Below are 19,071 nucleotides of genomic sequence, written 5' to 3'. Positions count from 1 at the left end.
CACCACCCGGCGTAGCACTTAAGCCAGTTCGTTAGGGCACGGCTCACCCTTTTCTAACTGCTGAAGATTGCCCAGCGTGGTTTCCGAAATGCTGATCAGCGCTTCGGCAGTCAGAAACGCCTGATGTCCGGTAAACAGGACGTTATGGCAGGCAGAGAGGCGACGGAACACGTCGTCCTGGATGACATCATTAGACTTGTCTTCAAAGAACAGATCGCGTTCGTTCTCATACACGTCCATCCCCAGCGCGCCAATTTTCTGGGTTTTCAGCGCTTCGATTGCAGCCTGAGAGTCAACCAGTCCGCCGCGGCTGGTGTTGATGATCATCACGCCATCTTTCATCTGGTCAAACGCCGCCTGATTGAGCAGGTGGTAGTTTTCCGGCGTCAGCGGACAGTGCAGGGAGATCACGTCGGACTGCGAGAATAGCGTCGGCAGGTCAACGTACTCCACGCCCAGATCCAGCGCTGCAGCGCTTGGGTACGGATCGAATGCCAGCAGACGCATGCCAAAACCTTTCAGAATGCGCAGGGTAGCCACGCCAATTTTACCGGTACCGATCACGCCAGCGGTTTTGCCGTACATGGTAAAGCCGGTCAGCCCTTCCAGCGAGAAGTTGGCGTCACGGGTACGCTGATAAGCGCGGTGAATACGACGGTTGAGGGACATCATCATGCCAATCGCATGTTCCGCGACCGCTTCCGGAGAGTACGCCGGAACGCGAACCACCTTCAGACCCAACTCTTTTGCCGCATCGAGATCCACGTTGTTAAAGCCCGCACAGCGCAGGGCGATGTACTTCACCCCCTGTTTTTTCAACTCTTCCAGCACCGGACGACTGCCGTCATCGTTTACGAAAATGCAGACGCCTTCACAGCCGTGCGCCGTTTTGGCGGTTTTTTCGGATAGCAGAAAGTCGAAAAATTCAAGCTCAAACCCGTAAGCCTCGTTAACATGTTGCAGATACTTTTTGTCGTACTGCTTTGTGCTGTATACCGCGAGTTTCATAAGACTTTCTCCAGTGATTTTGCATTCACGTTAGCATGATTAAAATTATCTTACAATTTCTAAAATATTATTGAATTCAATAAGTTCTATCAATTATTCTAGAGCATATGTGCACCCTAACTCCATGATATTCTTACTACGAGAAATCTTCGGCGCGGATCTGATCAGGACATGTAGCGGAAAATGAAGTGGGTAGAGGATGCGAGAAACGCCTGTCTGAATTACGTTAAAGAATGGCAAGAGGGTGCGAAAACTGCAATCCTTCCTGATGTGATGGGACGCTACCAGAAACTGGGTGAGTTTCTGATAAAGAGGGAGAATGATGCATGTCTCAACAATTGGAGTTGTCCTTATCTCCGCCGATGCTGCCTGCTTTTTTCTACTTTATTGTTTCTATTATGATTTTCTTCTTATTGTACTTCGGGAAATTGAAAGTTAACCGGCTCCGGAAATATCCACTGTTCATTGCTTATACGCTGTTTGTGATAGCCATTGCTGCCATTCAAATTAACGTTTTTGCCAACGGCTATGAGTTTGTTAGCGCATTTTTACTTATTGATTTTGATCCCTGGCGGTACAACTCGGTGTATTGGGGGGCGTTGATATTCGCCATGCTTTACCTTCTGGCGTTGCCTCGGAACAGACCCTAGTTTCGCAACTTAACGTTACAGCATCTATTCTTAAACCTGGCTTTGACTTCAACTGACCAGCTAAACATGCGACAATGATCGGCAATGCCGGCTTAATTCTTTTTCTAAATCAGGATATTAACTGCCCATGAAGGGTAAATACAAAGCCGCTCTTGCGCTTTTACTGCTGTTCATATTGTTGCCGCTGACGCTGCTGATGACGCTCGCCCAGTGGGTACCGACGCTCGCCGGGATCTGGCTGCCCGTCGGGACGCGCATCGCTTTCGAAGAGAGTCCGAAACTGACTCGCCACGCGCTGGTGATCCCCGATCTTCGCTATCTGGTTGAAGACTGCGAAATTGCCCGTATCGATAACGTGACGCTGTCACATCCCAGCCGCTGGAAGCTGGATATCGGCGCGCTGGATCTTAACTCCGTTTGCCTGAGCAAAATTCCCCAGTCTGCGCCCTCAACGGTCGCTCCCAAAACGCTGGCCCAGTGGCAGGCGGTATTGCCCAATACCTGGCTTACGGTTCACCGCCTGACGCTGTCGCCCTGGCAGCAGTGGCAGGGTGAGCTTAATGCGTCGCTGACCCCGTCCAGCCAGGAGATCGCCTATAAAGGCGAGCAGGTAAGCATTAAAGGCACGCTTCGCGGCCAAACGCTCTCGGTCAGCCAGTTTGATGTACAGCTACCGGACCAGCCGCAGCCGATTAAGCTGGTGGGCGAGTTTACCTTGCCGCTGGTTCCGGACGGCGTGCCGGTGAAAGGCCACGCGGTGGCGACCTTTAACGTGCCACAGTTAACGTCCCTGGTCGACGCCGATCTGGACTGGGAAGAGAATCAGGGACAGCTGGTGGTGATGGCGCGGGACAACCCCGATCCGCTGCTCGACCTGCCGTGGCAGATCACGGCGGGGCAGCTCAACATCAGCGACGGGCGCTGGAACTGGGATCTCTCGGGTATGCCGCTGAGCGGGCGGGTGTCCCTTCGTGCAGACAACTGGCAGCAGGGGCTGGAGAAAACCACCCTGACCGGACGACTGAATGTGCTGACGCACGGCGATGCGGGGAAAGGCAACGCGGTACTGAATATTGGGCCCGGCAGGCTCAGTATGGAAAACAGCAACATGCCCCTGCATCTGAGCGGCGAGGCGAAGCAAAACGATCTCATTCTTTACGCCAAATTGCCCGCCACGCTGACCGGCAGCCTGTATGAACCGCAGCTGGCCTTTGAGCCGGGCGCGCTGCTCCGCTCGCGCGGGCGCATCATCAATTCGCTCGATATCGATGAAATCCGCTGGCCGCTGGCGGGCGTGAAGCTGACGCAGAAGGGCGTGGACGGTCGTTTACAGGCGATTCTGCGCGCCCATGAAAACGAGATGGGTGATTTTGAACTCCACCTGGACGGCCAGGCCAACGACTTTTTACCCGATAACGGCCTGTGGCAGTGGCGCTACTGGGGTAAAGGCGGTTTTACGCCGATGCATGCCCGCTGGGATGTCGCCGGGAAAGGCGAGTGGCGCGACAACCTGATTGAGCTGACGGCGCTCTCCACCGGTTTTGACAAGCTCCAGTACGGCACGATGGAGGTCAGCAAGCCGCGTCTGGTGCTGGATCAGCCGGTACGCTGGTTGCGCGATGCCGAAAAACCGGCCTTCAGCGGCGCGCTGTCGCTCAATGCAGGACAAACCCGTTTCTCCGGCGGCAGCGTGTTGCCGCCCTCGGTCCTGACCTTCAGCGTCGACGGCACCGACCCGACAATTTTTCAGTTTAAGGGCGACCTCCATGCGGACAAAATCGGTCCGGTACAGGTGAACGGTCGTTGGGATGGCGTGCGCCTTCGCGGGCAGGCCTGGTGGCCGAAACAGTCGCTCACCGTATTCCAGCCTTTGATCCCGCCGGACTGGAAAATGACGCTGCGCGACGGGGAGCTTTATGCGCAGGTCGCCTTCTCGGCGGCGGCCGATCAGGGCTTTGAAGCGGGCGGGCACGGCGTGCTGAAATCCGGTAGCGCCTGGATGCCGGATAACCAGATTAACGGCGTCGACTTTGTGCTGCCGTTCCGCTTCAGCGAGGGAACCTGGTCCCTCGGCACGCGCGGTCCGGTCACGCTACGCATCGGCGAAGTGGAAAACCTGGTGACCGCGCGCAACATTACCGCGGATTTACAGGGCGATTATCCCTGGACGGAGGACAGTCCGCTGCTGCTCACCAACGTGAAGGTGGAAACCCTCGGCGGGAAGATCACCATGCAGCAGCTGCGGATGCCGCAGCACGATCCGGCCCTGCTGCGGGTGGACAATATCTCTTCGAGCGAGCTGATTAGCGCCGTCAATCCGAAGCAGTTTGCCATGTCAGGGCCGGTGAGCGGAGCGCTGCCGTTCTGGCTGGACAACGAAAAATGGATCATTAAAGATGGCTGGCTGACCAACCCGGGGCCCATGACGCTGCGCATCGACAAAGATACGGCCGACGCCATCGTGAAAGATAATATGGTTGCGGGTGCCGCGATTAACTGGCTCCGCTATATGGAAATTTCGCGTTCGTGGACGAGAATCAATTTAGATAACCTGGGTGAATTAACCATGCAGGCGACCATCAAGGGGACCAGCCGGGTCGATGGCAAAAGCAGCTCCGTCAACCTGAACTATACCCACGACGAGAATGTTTTTACCCTCTGGCGCAGCCTGCGTTTTGGGGACAACCTGCAAACCTGGTTTGAGCAACATGCGGCGATACCTGCTCCCCGCAGTTCGACTGGCAAGGAAAGTGAGGAACAACAATGAATAAGATGGCTGGTGCGCTCACCGTCGCCGTTGCCGCGCTACTGACCGGCTGTACGCCGCGAATTGAAGTCGCTGCGCCAAAGGAGCCGATTACCATCAATATGAATGTCAAAATCGAACATGAGATCCACATCAAGGTCGATAAAGACGTTGAAACCCTGCTGAAATCGCGCAGCGATCTGTTCTGAGGACGCCATGAAACGAGTAGCTCTGATTTTGCTGGCGCTGGGGATGAACGTGCAGGCAGCTGCGCTGACCTTAAACGATGCCCGGGCCCAGGGGCGCGTGGGGGAAACCCTCAGCGGTTATCTTGCCCCGGTTCAACAGGACGCGGAAACGCTGGCGCTGGTTAATCGCATCAACGCGGCGCGCACGGAAAACTACCAGAAGCTGGCTGACAGCAATAATTTGCCGGTCGATGAAGTGGCCAAAATGGCAGGGCAGAAACTGGTTGCCCGCGCGCAGCCGGGCGAATACGTGAAGGGCATTAACGGAAAATGGCTCAAAAAGTAGCTAGCGGTAGCGCCTGCGGTATTCACCCGGCGAGACGCCAAAACGCTGCTTAAACGCCGTTGAAAAATGGCTATGGTCGGTGAACCCCCAGCTGTAGCCAATGCCCGCCAGCTTTTCATCATCACCGGCAGCGCGCAGTACCTGCGCGCACAGATCCAGACGACGGTTTTTGATGTACTGCGCCACCACCAGCCCTTTCTCGGCAAACATGCGGTAGAGGCTGCGCACGGACATACCGCTCTCGGCGGCAATCCATTCCGGGCGCAGCGATTCAGACTGAATATGGTCGTCAATCAGCGCCACCACATGCTGGAACTGGCGCTCCTTGCGCGGCTGAATGATTTCACGCTGCTGGAAAGCGGGACGCAGCAGACAGATCATCGCCTCGAGCGCCGCTTCACTTTCACGGTCACTCAGGTCGGCATTGCTCATGCTCTCCATCAGCAGGCGATGGCTCAGTTGTACCGTGGGCAAGGTGCGGGAAAGGGCGGTCGCGCAGCTTATCTCCTGGAAACGACACTGCTGCTCAATTATCTGACGGGGAACCAGCAGCGAAATCTGGCGGGACTTTTCCCGCCAGTTGATCGAGCAGGGACGCGACGCGTCAATCAGCGTGATATCACCGGTCCTGAGTAGCGCGCGACGGTCATCCTGTTCAATTGCCGCGCTGCCTTCTAGCTGGAACACGGTATAGAACCAGGCATCGTTACTCTGCGTGATCTCCTGACGGGAGCGGAACAGATTAACGCCGCCTGCGGTCACGGTACTGAGCTTCAGGCTGCGCGCATAGCTGGTCTCCAGCTCGCCGTAGAATTTTCCCTCGGTGGGCTGCGCGTTAAAACGCCCGCAAACCTGGTTAATTTGCGCCAGCCACTGCTGATACTGTTCCTGCTCGCTTGCACACGCCATCGTTTCTCTCACTGCACCGTCAACGTTTTCGCATTGTTACATTTGTGTTGCATTTTGTCAGAGCTATGAGGCTGACTATAGGAAAGAACACTCACCGGTAACAGCCATATAAGCGGCAATTATCGCGATTTGCGGAGCCTGTCACAGGTGGCAAAGCGAATGTCACAGAGACAAAAGCGAGAATGCAAAACCCCACTTAGACTGGATTAACACCCTGCGAAGAATAACGAAGGAGTATCCTATGTCTGAATCACAGGTGGCCATTCAGCCTGCCGTACAACAATTTTTAGACCGACAGCATGGCCTGTGGATTGAAGGGCGTCAGGCCGCGTCGGACAGTGAAAAGCGGCTGAACGTCTACAACCCGGCCACGGGCGAAGTCATTGCCTCGACTGCCGATGCCAGCGTCGACGACGTTGACCGTGCCGTCATGTCCGGCTGGCGCGCGTTTGTCGCCCGCAGCTGGGCCGGAAAACTCCCGGCGGAGCGCGAGCGGATCCTGCTCCATTTCGCCGATCTGGTGGAACAGCACAGCGAAGAGCTGGCCCAGCTTGAAACGCTGGAGCAGGGGAAATCCATTAATATTTCCCGCATGTTTGAAGTCAACTGCACCCTGAACTGGATGCGCTATACCGCCGGGCTGACCACCAAAATTACGGGTAAGACCCTCGACCTTTCCATCCCGCTGCCGCAGGGTGCCCGCTATCAGGCGTGGACGCGTAAAGAGCCGGTTGGCGTGGTGGCCGGGATTGTGCCCTGGAACTTCCCGCTGATGATCGGGATGTGGAAAGTGATGCCTGCGCTGGCCGCGGGCTGCTCTATTGTCATCAAGCCGTCAGAAACCACGCCGCTGACCATGCTGCGCGTGGCGGAACTGGCCAGCGAAGCGGGCATCCCGGACGGGGTGTTCAACGTGGTGACCGGGAGCGGCGCGGTGTGCGGCGCAGCGCTGACCTCGCATCCGCATATTGCAAAGGTGAGCTTCACCGGCTCAACGGCGACGGGTAAGCAAATTGCCCGTGCGGCGGCGGACACGTTAACCGGCGTGACCCTGGAGCTGGGTGGGAAAAACCCGGCTATTGTACTGAAAGACGCCGACCCGGCGTGGGTGATCGAAGGCCTGATGACCGGCAGCTTCCTGAACCAGGGGCAGGTGTGCGCGGCGAGCTCGCGCATCTACATTGAAGCGCCGCTGTTTGACACGCTGGTCAGCGGGTTTGAGCAGGCGGTGAAATCCCTGAGCGTCGGGCCGGGCATGTCGCCGGAGGCGTTTATCAACCCGCTGGTGTCGCGTGCGCACTGTGACAAGGTGCAGACCTTCCTTGATGAGGCGAAGTCGCGCAACGCGGAGCTGATCGTCGGTAACCGGGGGCCGGAAGGCAAAGGCTATTACGTTGCGCCTACGCTGGTGGTGAACCCGGATGCCTCGCTGCGCCTGACCCGCGAAGAGGTGTTTGGCCCGGTGGTCAACGTGGTGCGCGTCGCCGACGGTGAAGAGGCGCTTCAGCTGGCAAACGACAGCGACTATGGCCTGACGGCCAGCGTCTGGACGCAAAATATCAGCAAGGCGCTGGAGTATACCGACCGGCTGCAGGCGGGCACCGTCTGGGTAAACAGCCATACGCTGATCGACGCCAATCTGCCGTTCGGCGGCATGAAACAGTCCGGTACCGGGCGTGACTTTGGTCCGGACTGGCTGGACGGCTGGTGTGAAACCAAGTCGGTGTGCGTGCGGTATTAAAAACATTGCCGGGTAACGCTGCGGTTACCCGGCAGGCTTTAACCCGGCGGCTATTTCAATGCTGCGGCAATGACCGATGGAATAGCGTCAAACGCCTGCGCAACGCCTTTAGTCCTGACTTCTTCACTGCGAGTAGCCCCTTCAGCACGGACAAATTCCACTCTGTCGATACCCAGAAAACCAAAGAATCGCTGCAGGTACCTCTCCTGAAAATCCATGTCTTCGATTGGCGTACCGTGATATATCCCGCCGCGGGTTGAAACGACAATAACCCTCTTGCCGGTCGCATGCCCCACCGGGCCCGTCGGGGTATAGCTAAAGGTTTTTCCCGGCTGGGCGAGTCGATCTAACCAGGCTTTAAGCTGAGTTGAGACGGAGAAGTTATACATAGGCGCACCTATCACGATGAGGTCGCTATTGAGAAATTCGTTCACAAGTTCCCCGGACAGCGCGTGTTCGCGGACATCTTCAGCCGTCGCATCGGTGGCTATCCGCAGCGGCCGGAACCCAGCGGCAACGGTGCCGGTGAGATGGGCGATGGGGGTTTTAACGACGTCGCGATAGACCACCTTCTCTGACGCGATCTGGCGAACCACCTCTGCCGTCAGCTGACGTGAAAGTGAGAACTCGCCGTTAATGCTTGAATCTATATGCAGGATATTCATTTCTCTGTTTCCTTTGCGTCGGTTTGGGTTGCTTGTTCGATAAATTGACTCACGGCGTGCGGGTGGGAAATCATCGACATATGGCTGCTCTTAATACGCAGGACGGTGGCGTTCATGGTGCCGGCGAGCTGCTGTTGGATACCGGGAGAGAGGGCGCGATCCTCTTCGGTTATCAGATACCATGAGGGTTTTTCACGCCATGCTGCATGTTCTACCTTCTCGCTGAAGGCGATTGCCGCGATAGGCTGCTGCGTTGCCGTCAGCAGTTTTACGCGTTTGAGGGGCAGATCGTTGGCCATCGTGCGCTGATAGGCAGCAGGATCGTCCAGCCAGATTAACCCTTTTTTATCCGGGCGCATGTCGGCCATCGGGGCGTTGAGGCGGGTAAGAAGAGAGGTAACCGATTCACCGCTGTCGGGGGCAAGGGCGGAGAGAAAAACCAGTTTTTTCACCTTCGGGTTATTGCCTGCCTGAGCGATGACCGCGCCGGCCCAGGAGTGGCCAACAAGCACTACGTCCCCTTGCTGACGGTCGATGACACGCTCTGTGGCGGCGACGTCCTCTTCAAGCGAAGTCAGAGGGTTTTGTACTGCCGTGACGTGGTAGCCCCGGGTCTGCAAACGGCCTATCACTTCCTGCCAGACGGAACCATCGGTAAAGGCACCATGCACGAGGATGATGTTATTAATCCGCGCCTGCACAGACTGCGATGCAGCCATGCAAAGCAAAGAAAGAAGAACGGGCAAGCGTGTCGGTTTCATAAGCGTGACGTAATTTCCTGAGAGACGTTGAATCACAGTGTAACGAGAGACGCAAAGAGGGTTGTAGTGTCTGAAATGACTGTTAACATACGAAATCAGACATTTTACTCAGGCCTGAATCATGAGAATTGCCATTTTAGCGTTACCCGGAAGCATGAAATCCGCCGTGGCTGGGCTCTGCGACATGTTCTGGCTGGCTAACGAGGTGATTGCCCAGCAGCCGGACGGCGAGGGCATTTCGCCTTTTGAGGCGGTCATCATCACGGCGGAAGGAAAGCCGGTCCCGGACGCGCAGGGGCGGCCGATCGAGGCCGAAGCGAGCTTTGTTACCGGAGGAACCTTCGATCTCGTGATTGCCTGCGGGATGAAGCTTGACGAGCAGAAACGCCCGGTCTCGTCAGCGGCCGTCCTCGAGGCTGGCGCATGGCTGCGCGGCCAGTATGATAAAGGCGCGATGCTTGCGGGAGCCTGTGCCGGTGGGTTGGTTCTCGCCGAGGCAGGGATCCTCAATGGCCGGGCATGCACGACGACCTGGTGGCTTTACCATACTTTCCGCCAGCGTTATCCGCTGAGCAAACCTGTCTGGGGTAAAGCGCTGGTGCAGGACGCACGGGTTATCACATCCGGTGGCCCGCTCTCGTGGGTTGACCTGGCGCTGCATATCATCCGTCTGCACGCGGGGCAGAAGCTGGCGCGTCTGACGGCCGATATGGCCGTGGCTGACAGCCAGCCGTTATCTCAGCAGGTTTACGCGCCAGCAGGTTTTTTAAATTCAGTCCATCCGATGATAATGAAAGCGGAACATATCGTCCGGTATGAAAATCCGGAGATCACCGTAGAACAGCTTGCCCGGGCGCTGAATATGACCACTCGTACCCTTCACCGAAAAATGGCGGAGGAGATGAATGAAAGCCCTAAAAACTTTTTGACGCGCATGCGCATTGAAAAGGCAATGCGTCTCCTGGAGCAACCGGGGTACGTAATAGCGGAGATTGCCAGCGCTTGCGGTTACGCTGACGACACGGCATTCAGGCGCGCATTCACGGGGGTGACGGGCATGTCGCCCGGTCAATACCGCAAATGGATCGCCGAGCGTCATGCGGAATAGCCGCCGTTCTCACCGGCATACTCGATCCCGCCCGGCCTCCTTCGCCCGATACAGCGCCGCATCGGCGCGGGCGATGATCTCGGTGCCCGCTAACCCTTCCGCCATGCTCGCAATCCCCATGCTCACGGTGACATGGTCGCTAACGGTTGACGCGCTGTGTGGTATGGCTTCCGCGCGCAGGCCGTCCTGAATGCGTAAGGCCACCTTTTCGGCGATGTTTTCCGGGCAATTGAAGAGGATGACCACTAACTCCTCGCCGCCGTAACGCGACACCACATCGTCAGGTGTGCGCACCGACTGCTTCAGCACCCGCGCCACGCGGGTCAGACAGTCGTCGCCTGCCTGGTGCCCGTAGGTGTCGTTGTAGAGCTTGAAGTAGTCGATATCCAGCATAATCACCGAGAAGGTTTTCTTCTGCTCAACCGCGTTCTCCAGCACCACCTCCATTTTCCGGCGATTGGCGGTTTTGGTTAACGGATCCTGATGCGCCAGCGCATCCAGTCTGGAGATCAGCAGCTGATTTTGCTGATTACGCCGCCAGGCCTCGTCAAACCAGCTCAACAGAATGAAACGCCCGCAGATCAGGATCAGCGTAAAGACGCTCCAGATGACGACGAAGTGAAGGTTGAGGCCATCGTTCCGTATCCAGCTTGCTATCGGCAGGGTGATCCAGAGCGGGAGCACAAAGGCGAGCAGCCCCTCGGGGTAAAAATAGAGCGCCGTTAAGCCGGCGAGTAATAAAATGACGCACAGCGGCCAGACATGAGGCAGCAGCAGCTGGGTGATAAACCAGAAGCAGGAGACCGACCAGATGGCGCTACAGATAAACAACACCACGCTAATACCGGCGATACGCCGCCAGGCCATCAGGATCAGCGCTGCTGAGAGGATGATAATGCCGAGCATGGAGGCATCGACCATTCTCGTCAGCTGCGGCGAGTGGGGATAAAGGGGATCGCTGGCGTTAAGCAGAACGTGTCGCAGCAGGATCATCACCGCGAAGCTGATATTGACGAAGGCCAGCCACGGCAGGTTCATCGCCAGCCCGTGCATGACCATGGCATGGCGCGTGGGCCATGTTGCCCGTTCAAGTGTCGGTTTTTTTCTTTTTTCCATAAAGCCCTTTCCCGTCCGGGGGATAAATCATGCAGGTGAGATATCAGTAACTATAAGCAAGCCAGGGCGATCCTCAAACGCCAGGGCAAAAAAAACCGGGCATTTGCCCGGCGGATGGTTATTTATCGTCTTTTTTCTTTCCGAGCGTTGGTGTCTCGTCGAAGAAGTTCCACGGTTTAAGGAGGGTATGCACCCATTCCGTCGGCATGATCGGCCACTCCTCCGCGCGTGCCACGTGGGTGGTGCCGGTGGTCATCCAGACGACATCGTCCTGATCGTTGAGAGACTCGTTATCTTTGCTGTACTGACCCAGGCCGGTGTCGTGCACGGAGCGGTTCGGGAATTTTCCTTCCGGGTAAAGTTCATCCGGGTGGTAGCGGGTCACCCACAGCTGTTTGTCCATAAAGCTCAGGCGATGGTAGATCCACTCGTCCGGGGCAAATTTCGCGCCGGTCGCCACCGGGTGCGTACCGCCCGCGTAAGGGATAATCTGGTACGAAACCGGGTTGCCCATGCGGTTCTCTTTACGGGTGTTGCTCAGCAGGCGAATCGTGCCCGGGTCGAACTTCTGCGCCGCCTGCTGTTCGGTATCAATATCGTACTGATTGATCTGCATGGTGCTGGTGCGCGGGCCACCGGCGGTATTCGGCTTCACTTCCGGATCCATGGCCACCAGCTTGTTGTTGATGCCGTCCACGTCCATATCAAGACGGAAGTTGTAGATGTGCTGGTGCGTGGTGCCCACGATGTTATGGTCGATCAGCGTGCCGTATTTTGTGTCGTCTTTGGCTGTGGCGTCGTGCATGGTTTTCGCCTGTACGCCTTTCACCGCTTCGATACCCGTCGCACCGGCGTCAATGCCGATGGTGCCATTTTCATGGAACACCCAGTCGAAGATGTAATCGTAATTGCCCACGGTACTCACCCAGCGCACCACCAGTTCGCGGCGCTCGGTGCTGACGTTAGGCTGGCCCATCTCCTGATGCTTGTATTCCGGTCCCGCGTAGCGTTCGAAAATGGCCATCGCGCGCGGGATCTCCATCGGCGCGCCGGTGTAATCCGGGATGGTTTCATTGAGCATCACGGCGTTGGACGGCACGTCTTTACCGCGTACCAGCGGTGAGGTCAGGGTGCCCATGCCGTAGTCGCCGGAGTCGAGATAGGCTTTAAAGTACCAGCCCACGTCCGGATCGCCGTAAGGGACGATCATGCCGCCGAGCGACCCCTGATACATAATCTGGCGTTTTTTGCCGTTGTCGTTATAGGTGACGGTTGAGATCATCGGGCCGACGCGGGAGTCCAGGCTCAGGTGGAAATCCCAGTTCTGCCAGTGCACCATATCGCCGGTGATGGTGTAGTTCTTGCCTTCCGGCTCAATGATGTCGAGCGGTTTTTTCGGCGTCTCTATACGGTCGCGGCCATCGTAGGGGCGCGGTGTCATCGGAACCGGAACAACGGCGCCTTCCTCAATCTTCTGGATTTTCTTCTGCTCAAGATCGACCACGGCCACCAGGTTTTCAATCGGGTGCGCCCAGTAGTTGCCGTCGCCAACGTCCAGATAGCTCACCACTTTCAGCAGGCGATCTTCCTGCTTCAGGCCATCTTTACCGTCGAAATAGCCGACGGTCAGCGGCGTGGTAATCACTTTTTTCGGGTCGGTGATGCCGTGTTTTTTAAGCACCTCGGCAAACTCCGTGCTGTCGTTGATGATTTGCTGAACCGCGGTGAAATCATCCAGCAGCACCATGCCGTGCGCGTCTTTCACCGGCTCCCAGCGCAGGATTTTTTTATCCTTCAAATCCACCACGCTTTCGATAACGTGCTTTCCGTCGAGCATCACGATCTTCGCCTGACGCGGGGCATCCACCGCCGTGCCGTTAAGCACAAAGTCCCACACTTTGGCTTTCTCTGGCTCAGCAAGGGCAATCTGGGTAAAGCGGGTATTCGGTTTAAAATCCGCCGAGGCTTTCACAATCTCAACGGCTTGCTTAATTTCGTCCGCCGTCAGCGCGTTTAACGGGTGAGGGCGTTTCTCAACCTGGAAGGTCTGATCGAGGCCTGACTGGAAAACATCGTTGATAAAGGTATCGGAAATAAAGGCTTTCTTGCCTTTCATTACCACCGGCACCTCGAGCTTGAGGGTTTTACCGTTGACGATGGCGGTTTTAGCGCCCGGTTTGACCTTCACAAAGGCGCCGTCTTTCGCAATGGTGAACATCTGTGCGTAATCATCCCACTGAACGTCGGCGCCAAAGTCCTGCAGCGTTTTGTCCATCGGGACCATATGCGCCTCACTGCCGTGGGCGAAAGCAGGGGATTGCCAGGCGCAACACAGCGCAACGGCCATAGCCAGCGCCGTTCTACGGGCAGAAAAAGAAGAATTGCTTCCCATCGTAGACCTCATCTTGTTGTGTTTATTGTGTTGTGACAGCCTTATCCTGACAGGCGCCTGAGAAAAGCGTTTGCCTGCATCTGCCAGATTATTTGTCAGCCTTGCCAGGTTAAAAAAAGAGCGGGGGTAAATCACATGCCGGGCCATTTCCCCTCCCCATTGAGGCTGAGGGAACCCCACAAATGATGTCAGCACAGACGGCCCCCTCTCCCTTGAGGGAGAGGGCTGGGGTGAGGGGGAACATACGGCACTGGTGGTCATTCCGTTCACTTTATGTTCCTTGCTACTCTGTAACGACATGGCCTGTGAACGTGCCAGGGTGGCTCAGTCGCCACCACCCTGGCGACCCGGGCTCCCGGCGGTAAATCGCCGCTGCGCGGTACCTTCGGCTTATTCCTTCCGGCTTATCGAGTACGGGCGGAGGTAACATCCCTGTAAAGCCCGCCCTCTCGGCGCATCCCTGCGCCTCGCCCCGGCCGGAAGGCAAACGCCTCAGCGATTTACAGCCGGACCAGGGCATCGCTGAAGGCCCTCAGCCATTCTAAAAGCAGCGTTATTGCTTCTGCTTGCACATTACTTGAGAGCGCTCAGCCATTGTGGAGAGGATGAGGAGCAGGGAACTTAGCTGAAATCACCCTGCTGGCGCGCCACCAGTGTCAGAATGGAGTAGAGCGCCACGGCCTGCTGGTGCTGGTTGAAGATCTCAACCGCCCACTCCACCACGCCCGTCGGTTTTTCCTCCGCGGTACGCTGTTTCTTCAGCGTTTTACGTTTGCAGGTCAGACGCACCTGAATGGTATCGCCCGGTTTAACCGGCTCGATAAAGCGCAGGTTTTCCATGCCGTAGTTGGCAATCACCGGCCCGACGCCCGCATCAACGAACAGTCCCGCCGCGGCGGAAATCAGGAAGTAGCCGTGCACCACGCGCTCGCCAAAGATCGACTCTGCCGCGCCGATCTTGTCCATATGGGCGTAGAAGTGGTCGCCGCTCAGGCAGGCAAAGTTCACGATGTCCGCTTCCGTCAGGGTGCGACGCGGCGTCAGCAGGCTGTCGCCCGGCTGCAGTTCCTCAAAGTATTTGCGGAACGGATGCACGCGATCTTCCTGCACCGTTGCGCCACGCACCCACTGTTTGCCGATGGCGGCCAGCATGGTCGGACTGCCCTGAATCGCGGTGCGCTGCAGGTAGTGCTTCACCGCGCGCAGGCCGCCCAGCTCTTCGCCACCGCCCGCGCGGCCCGGGCCGCCGTGCACCAGCTGAGGCAGCGGGGAGCCGTGGCCGGTGGACTCTTTCGAGGCTTCCTCGTTGAGGATCTGAATACGCCCGTGGGCGCGCGCCGCGCCGAGAATAAACTGGCGGGCAGTGTCCTGGTCAGCGGTGACCAGCGTGCCCGCCAGGCTGCCGCCGCCCGCGCGGGCAAGCTGCATCGCGTGGCGGGCGTTGCGATACGGCATCAGCGTCGCAACCGGGCCAAAAGCTTCGGTGGAGTGCACTGCCGGAGTTTCATCCGGCTGCGGGCAGAACAGCAGGGTCGGCGGGTAGAACGCGCCCGCGGCCTGCAGATCCGCTTTGCCACCCAGGCGGACCTGGCAGCCTGCGGCGATCAGTTGCTCCACTTTCTCCTGCACGTCCGCACGCTGTTCGGCGTTGACCAGCGCGCCCATCTTTACCCCTTCCTGCGCCGGGTCGCCCACCACCACCTTTTCCAGCCGGGCAACCAGCGCCTGGCTCACGGCGTCAATCTGGTTTTGCGGGACGATAATGCGGCGAATGGCCGTACATTTCTGCCCGGCTTTGGCGGTCATCTCGCGCACCACTTCCCGAATGAACAGGGCAAACTCCGGCTGCTCCGGCGTGACGTCTTCCCCCAGCACGCAGCAGTTCAGGGAGTCGGCTTCCATGGTGAACGGAATGGAATTCGCCACAATATTCGGGTGCACGCGCAGGCTTTGCCCGGTGCTGGCGGAGCCGGTAAAGGTCACCACGTCCTGGCTGTCGAGCTGGTCGAGCAGATCCCCGGCGCCGCCGCAGATCAGGCTGATGGCGCCGTCCGGCACCAGCCCGCTGTCGACGATGGATTTCACCATCGCCTGCGTCACCTGCGCGGTAGCGGTAGCGGGTTTGATGATGGCGGGCATGCCGGCAAGCCAGGTCGGGGCCAGCTTTTCCAGCATCCCCCAGCAGGGGAAGTTAAAGGCGTTGATGTGCACCGCCACGCCGGATTTGGAGGTCAGCACGTGGCGCGCCGCAAAGCCGCCTTCTTTTGACAGCGGGATCAGCTCGTCTTCCGGCCACACGGTGTCATCCGGCAGCTCGCGGCTGCCAAGGCTGGCGTAAGTGAAGAGGGTGCCGATCCCGCCTTCGATATCGACCCAGCTGTCCGCCTTCGTCGCTCCGGTCTGGGCGGACAGGGCATAAAACGTCTCTTTCTCGCTAAGCAGGTGCTTTGCCACCGCCTTCAGCATGGCCGCGCGTTCGATAAAGGTCATCGCGTGAAGCGCTTCGCCGCCACGCTCAATCGCATAGCGACGGGCGGCCGCCATGTCCAGCCCTTCGCTGGTCACGCTCCACAGCGCTTCGCCACTGATGGCGTGATGAATAGTGCGTTCGCGGCCCCGGCCAGACTGCCAGGTACCGGATAAGAAGCTGGCTAACTGCTGCATCGCTTATCTCCAAATGTTACGTAATTTACCCATTAATAGTTTGATCATGAATCATAAAAATCAAGCTGAGTTTTAATGAATTGTTAACATTGTGATCCGCTCTGATGAAACGTGGCGCGCGAGGACGCTCTTCAGTAAGCCTGCAGTAAAAGCCTTGCGAGCGATATCACAAAACAAGGAAACAATTCTTGGGGTTATATTTAACCTTTGTGTAACTTTTAAAAAACAAAGTGATTCAAAATTACGCTTTAATTTGCAAACTAACGAATCATAAAGGTGATGACGTGACGCAAGAACAACGGTTTGAGCAGCGCATAGCGCAGGAGACGGCGATTGAGCCTCAGGACTGGATGCCTGACGCCTACCGTAAGACGTTGATCCGCCAGATTGGTCAGCATGCGCACTCCGAAATTGTCGGCATGCTGCCGGAAGGGAACTGGATCACCCGCGCCCCGACGCTACGCCGCAAGGCGATCCTGCTGGCGAAGGTGCAGGACGAAGCCGGACACGGGCTCTACCTCTACAGCGCGGCGGAAACGCTGGGCTGCGCGCGGGAAGATATCTACCAGAAGATGCTCGACGGCAAGATGAAATACTCCTCCATCTTCAACTATCCGACCCTGAGCTGGGCCGATATCGGCGTGATCGGCTGGCTGGTGGACGGCGCGGCCATCGTCAACCAGGTGGCGCTGTGCCGAACCTCCTACGGTCCCTATGCCCGCGCGATGGTGAAAATCTGTAAAGAAGAGAGCTTCCACCAGCGTCAGGGCTTTGAAGCCTGCATGGCGCTGGCGCAGGGGAGCGAGGGCCAGCGCCAGATGCTGCAGGACGCCATCAACCGCTTCTGGTGGCCGGCGCTGATGATGTTCGGTCCGAACGACGACAACTCGCCGAACAGCGCCCGCAGCCTGGCGTGGAAAATCAAACGCTTCGGCAACGACGAGCTGCGCCAGCGCTTTGTCGACAACACGGTGCCGCAGGTGGAGATGCTGGGCATGACGGTGCCCGATCCCGACCTGCGTTTTGATGAAGAGAGCGGCCACTACCGCTTCGGCGAGATTGACTGGCACGAGTTTGACGAGGTCATTAACGGGCGCGGCATCTGCAACCACGAACGCCTGGCCGCCAAACGTAAAGCCTGGGAAGAGGGGGCGTGGGTGCGGGAAGCCGCACTGGCGCACGCGGAAAAACAACACGCCCGCAAAGTGGCTTAAGAGGAATCACGATGAGCAATGTCTACTGGCCGCTGTACGAAGTGTTCGTACGCAGCAAACAAGGGTTATCCCACCGTCACGTGGGTAGTCTGCATGCCGCCGACGATCGCATGGCGCTGGAAAATGCGCGTGATGCCTACACCCGCCGCAGCGAAGGGTGTTCTATCTGGGTGGTTAAAGCGAGCGAGATTGTCGCCTCCCAGCCGGAAGAGCGCGGCGAGTTCTTCGACCCGGCGGAAAGCAAGGTTTACCGCCATCCGACGTTCTACACCATCCCTGACGGCATCGAGCACATGTGAGGCAAAGAATGAATTCAGTCACTGCCTATGCCCTGCGTCTGGGCGATAACGGTCTGGTCCTCTCCCAGCGTCTCGGCGCCTGGTGCGGCCACGCGCCGGAGCTGGAGATCGACCTCGCGCTCGCCAATATCGGTCTCGACCTGCTGGGCCAGGCGCGCAATTTCCTGACCTATGCCGCGGAGCTGGAAGGCCAGGGCGATGAAGACACGCTGGCGTTTGGCCGCGACGAGCGCCAGTTCCGCAACGTCCTGCTGGTGGAGCAGCCGAACGGCAGCTTCGCCGACACCATTGCCCGCCAGTACCTGATGGATGCCTGGAACGTGGCGCTGTACGAACGCCTGACCCAAAGCCGCGACGGCCAGCTTGCCGCCATTGCCGCCAAAGCGATTAAAGAGGCGCGCTACCACCTGCGCTTCAGCCGCGGCTGGCTGGTGCGTCTGGGCGACGGGACCGAAACGTCCGCGCAAAAAATGCAGCAGGCCATCGACAGCCTGTGGCGTTTTACGGCCGAGCTGTTTGAGGCCGATGACGTTGAGCTGGAATTGATTCAGTCCGGCGTGGCGGTTGACCCGCGCACGCTGCGCCAGCCGTGGGAAAGCGAAGTGTATGCCGGTCTGAATGAAGCCTGCCTGCAGGTGCCTGCAGAGGTGGCATACCGCACCGGGGGCAAGCAGGGGCTGCATACCGAACATCTGGGCCCGATGCTGGCGGAAATGCAGTATCTCCAGCGCGCGTATCCCGGTCAGCAGTGGTAAAGGAGAACGCTATGCAACGCCTCGTCGACATCGCGCCCCCGCAAATCCCGCAGATCTGGGCGCTGTTAAGCCAGATCCCGGACCCGGAAGTGCCGGTGTTAACCATCACCGATTTAGGCATGGTGCGCAGCGTGAAGGCGCAGGGGGAAGGTTGGGTTATCGGCTTTACGCCGACCTACTCGGGCTGTCCGGCGACGGAACACCTGCTGGGGGCGATCCGCGAGGCGATGACCGAGCACGGCTTTACCCCGGTGCACATTGTGCTCCAGCTTGAACCCGCCTGGACCACCGACTGGATGACCCCCGACGCGCGCGAGCGCCTGCGGGCGTACGGCATCAGTCCACCGGTGGGGCATAGCTGTCACGCGCACGCGCCGGTGGAGGTGAGCTGCCCGCGCTGCGCCAGCACCGACACCTCGCTTATCAGCGAATTTGGCTCAACGGCCTGCAAAGCGCTCTACCGCTGCAATACCTGCCGTGAGCCCTTCGACTATTTCAAATGTATTTGA

The 19,071-nt window shown here is 58.1% G+C and carries 17 protein-coding genes; 10 read left to right on the top strand and 7 right to left on the bottom strand.

Annotated elements, in window-relative coordinates; all coding sequences use genetic code 11:
- Positions 1 to 18: 18 nt before the first annotated feature.
- Complete coding sequence (locus tag BM007_RS02435) at positions 19 to 1,008, bottom strand: 2-hydroxyacid dehydrogenase (protein ID WP_024909491.1); 990 nt, start codon at positions 1,006 to 1,008, stop codon at positions 19 to 21.
- Between the two features lie 326 nt (positions 1,009 to 1,334).
- Here BM007_RS02435 and BM007_RS02430 point away from each other — a divergent pair, with 326 nt between their 5' ends.
- From BM007_RS02430 to BM007_RS02415, 4 genes are all read left to right on the top strand, one after another.
- Positions 1,335 to 1,658: a hypothetical protein gene (locus BM007_RS02430; protein WP_090417128.1), complete on the top strand. Its 324-nt coding sequence runs from the start codon at positions 1,335 to 1,337 to the stop codon at positions 1,656 to 1,658.
- A gap of 127 nt (positions 1,659 to 1,785) precedes the next feature.
- Positions 1,786 to 4,425 (top strand): YdbH family protein, encoded by a 2,640-nt coding sequence (locus tag BM007_RS02425; RefSeq protein ID WP_090417125.1) that lies wholly within the window; start codon positions 1,786 to 1,788, stop codon positions 4,423 to 4,425.
- Positions 4,422 to 4,613 (top strand): YnbE family lipoprotein, encoded by a 192-nt coding sequence (locus BM007_RS02420; protein WP_032651162.1) that lies wholly within the window; start codon positions 4,422 to 4,424, stop codon positions 4,611 to 4,613. The genes BM007_RS02425 and BM007_RS02420 overlap by 4 nt, the downstream gene beginning before the upstream one ends.
- A 7-nt stretch (positions 4,614 to 4,620) precedes the next feature.
- Positions 4,621 to 4,938 carry a YdbL family probable chaperone protein gene (locus BM007_RS02415; RefSeq protein ID WP_024909488.1) on the top strand — a complete coding sequence of 106 codons (318 nt, stop codon included), beginning with the start codon at positions 4,621 to 4,623 and terminating at the stop codon, positions 4,936 to 4,938.
- Here the strand turns inward: BM007_RS02415 and feaR are convergent, their stop codons facing one another.
- Positions 4,939 to 5,847 (bottom strand): transcriptional regulator FeaR, encoded by a 909-nt coding sequence (feaR, locus tag BM007_RS02410; RefSeq protein ID WP_090417123.1) that lies wholly within the window; start codon positions 5,845 to 5,847, stop codon positions 4,939 to 4,941.
- Between the two features lie 241 nt (positions 5,848 to 6,088).
- Here feaR and BM007_RS02405 point away from each other — a divergent pair, with 241 nt between their 5' ends.
- Positions 6,089 to 7,588: an aldehyde dehydrogenase family protein gene (locus tag BM007_RS02405; RefSeq protein ID WP_090417121.1), complete on the top strand. Its 1,500-nt coding sequence runs from the start codon at positions 6,089 to 6,091 to the stop codon at positions 7,586 to 7,588.
- A gap of 50 nt (positions 7,589 to 7,638) precedes the next feature.
- Here BM007_RS02405 and BM007_RS02400 read toward each other — a convergent pair whose 3' ends face one another.
- Both BM007_RS02400 and BM007_RS02395 read right to left on the bottom strand, forming a co-directional pair.
- Positions 7,639 to 8,253: an FMN-dependent NADH-azoreductase gene (locus BM007_RS02400; RefSeq protein ID WP_090417119.1), complete on the bottom strand. Its 615-nt coding sequence runs from the start codon at positions 8,251 to 8,253 to the stop codon at positions 7,639 to 7,641.
- The gene (locus tag BM007_RS02395; protein ID WP_254780644.1) at positions 8,250 to 8,972 is read right to left on the bottom strand and encodes an alpha/beta fold hydrolase; all 723 of its coding nucleotides are present in this window, start codon (positions 8,970 to 8,972) and stop codon (positions 8,250 to 8,252) included. Before BM007_RS02395 ends, BM007_RS02400 begins: the two co-directional genes overlap by 4 nt.
- A gap of 163 nt (positions 8,973 to 9,135) precedes the next feature.
- Between BM007_RS02395 and BM007_RS02390 the strand changes: the two genes are divergently transcribed.
- Entirely contained in the window at positions 9,136 to 10,122 is a 987-nt protein-coding gene (locus BM007_RS02390; RefSeq protein ID WP_090417116.1) for a GlxA family transcriptional regulator, read from the top strand.
- Between the two features lie 9 nt (positions 10,123 to 10,131).
- On the opposite strand, the gene BM007_RS02385 is transcribed toward BM007_RS02390, so the two are convergent.
- From BM007_RS02385 to paaZ, 3 genes are all read right to left on the bottom strand, one after another.
- Entirely contained in the window at positions 10,132 to 11,238 is a 1,107-nt protein-coding gene (locus BM007_RS02385; RefSeq protein ID WP_090417115.1) for a GGDEF domain-containing protein, read from the bottom strand.
- A 118-nt stretch (positions 11,239 to 11,356) separates the two neighbouring features.
- A complete protein-coding gene (tynA, locus tag BM007_RS02380) occupies positions 11,357 to 13,630 on the bottom strand; it encodes a primary-amine oxidase (RefSeq protein ID WP_090417113.1) in 2,274 nt (757 codons plus the stop codon).
- Between the two features lie 621 nt (positions 13,631 to 14,251).
- Positions 14,252 to 16,294, bottom strand: coding sequence for a phenylacetic acid degradation bifunctional protein PaaZ (paaZ, locus tag BM007_RS02375; RefSeq protein WP_090417111.1), 2,043 nt, complete (start codon positions 16,292 to 16,294; stop codon positions 14,252 to 14,254).
- Between the two features lie 284 nt (positions 16,295 to 16,578).
- On the opposite strand from paaZ, the gene paaA reads away from it, so the two are divergent.
- From paaA to paaD, 4 genes are read left to right on the top strand one after another with little or no spacing between them, the layout of a single operon-like run.
- Complete coding sequence (gene paaA, locus BM007_RS02370; RefSeq protein ID WP_254780638.1) at positions 16,579 to 17,508, top strand: 1,2-phenylacetyl-CoA epoxidase subunit PaaA; 930 nt, start codon at positions 16,579 to 16,581, stop codon at positions 17,506 to 17,508.
- Positions 17,509 to 17,519: 11 nt separating this feature from the next.
- Positions 17,520 to 17,807: a 1,2-phenylacetyl-CoA epoxidase subunit PaaB gene (paaB, locus tag BM007_RS02365; protein ID WP_008502380.1), complete on the top strand. Its 288-nt coding sequence runs from the start codon at positions 17,520 to 17,522 to the stop codon at positions 17,805 to 17,807.
- An 8-nt stretch (positions 17,808 to 17,815) separates the two neighbouring features.
- Positions 17,816 to 18,562, top strand: coding sequence for a 1,2-phenylacetyl-CoA epoxidase subunit PaaC (paaC, locus tag BM007_RS02360; RefSeq protein ID WP_090417109.1), 747 nt, complete (start codon positions 17,816 to 17,818; stop codon positions 18,560 to 18,562).
- A gap of 11 nt (positions 18,563 to 18,573) precedes the next feature.
- Entirely contained in the window at positions 18,574 to 19,071 is a 498-nt protein-coding gene (paaD, locus tag BM007_RS02355) for a 1,2-phenylacetyl-CoA epoxidase subunit PaaD (RefSeq protein WP_090417107.1), read from the top strand.

It is taken from the genome of Enterobacter sp. NFIX59 (assembly GCF_900113755.1).
In the GTDB taxonomy this organism is placed as follows: Bacteria; Pseudomonadota; Gammaproteobacteria; order Enterobacterales; family Enterobacteriaceae; genus Enterobacter; species Enterobacter pseudoroggenkampii.
The sequence above is the reverse complement of the archived record's forward strand: the minus strand, read 5'-3'. Positions and strand labels throughout refer to the sequence as shown.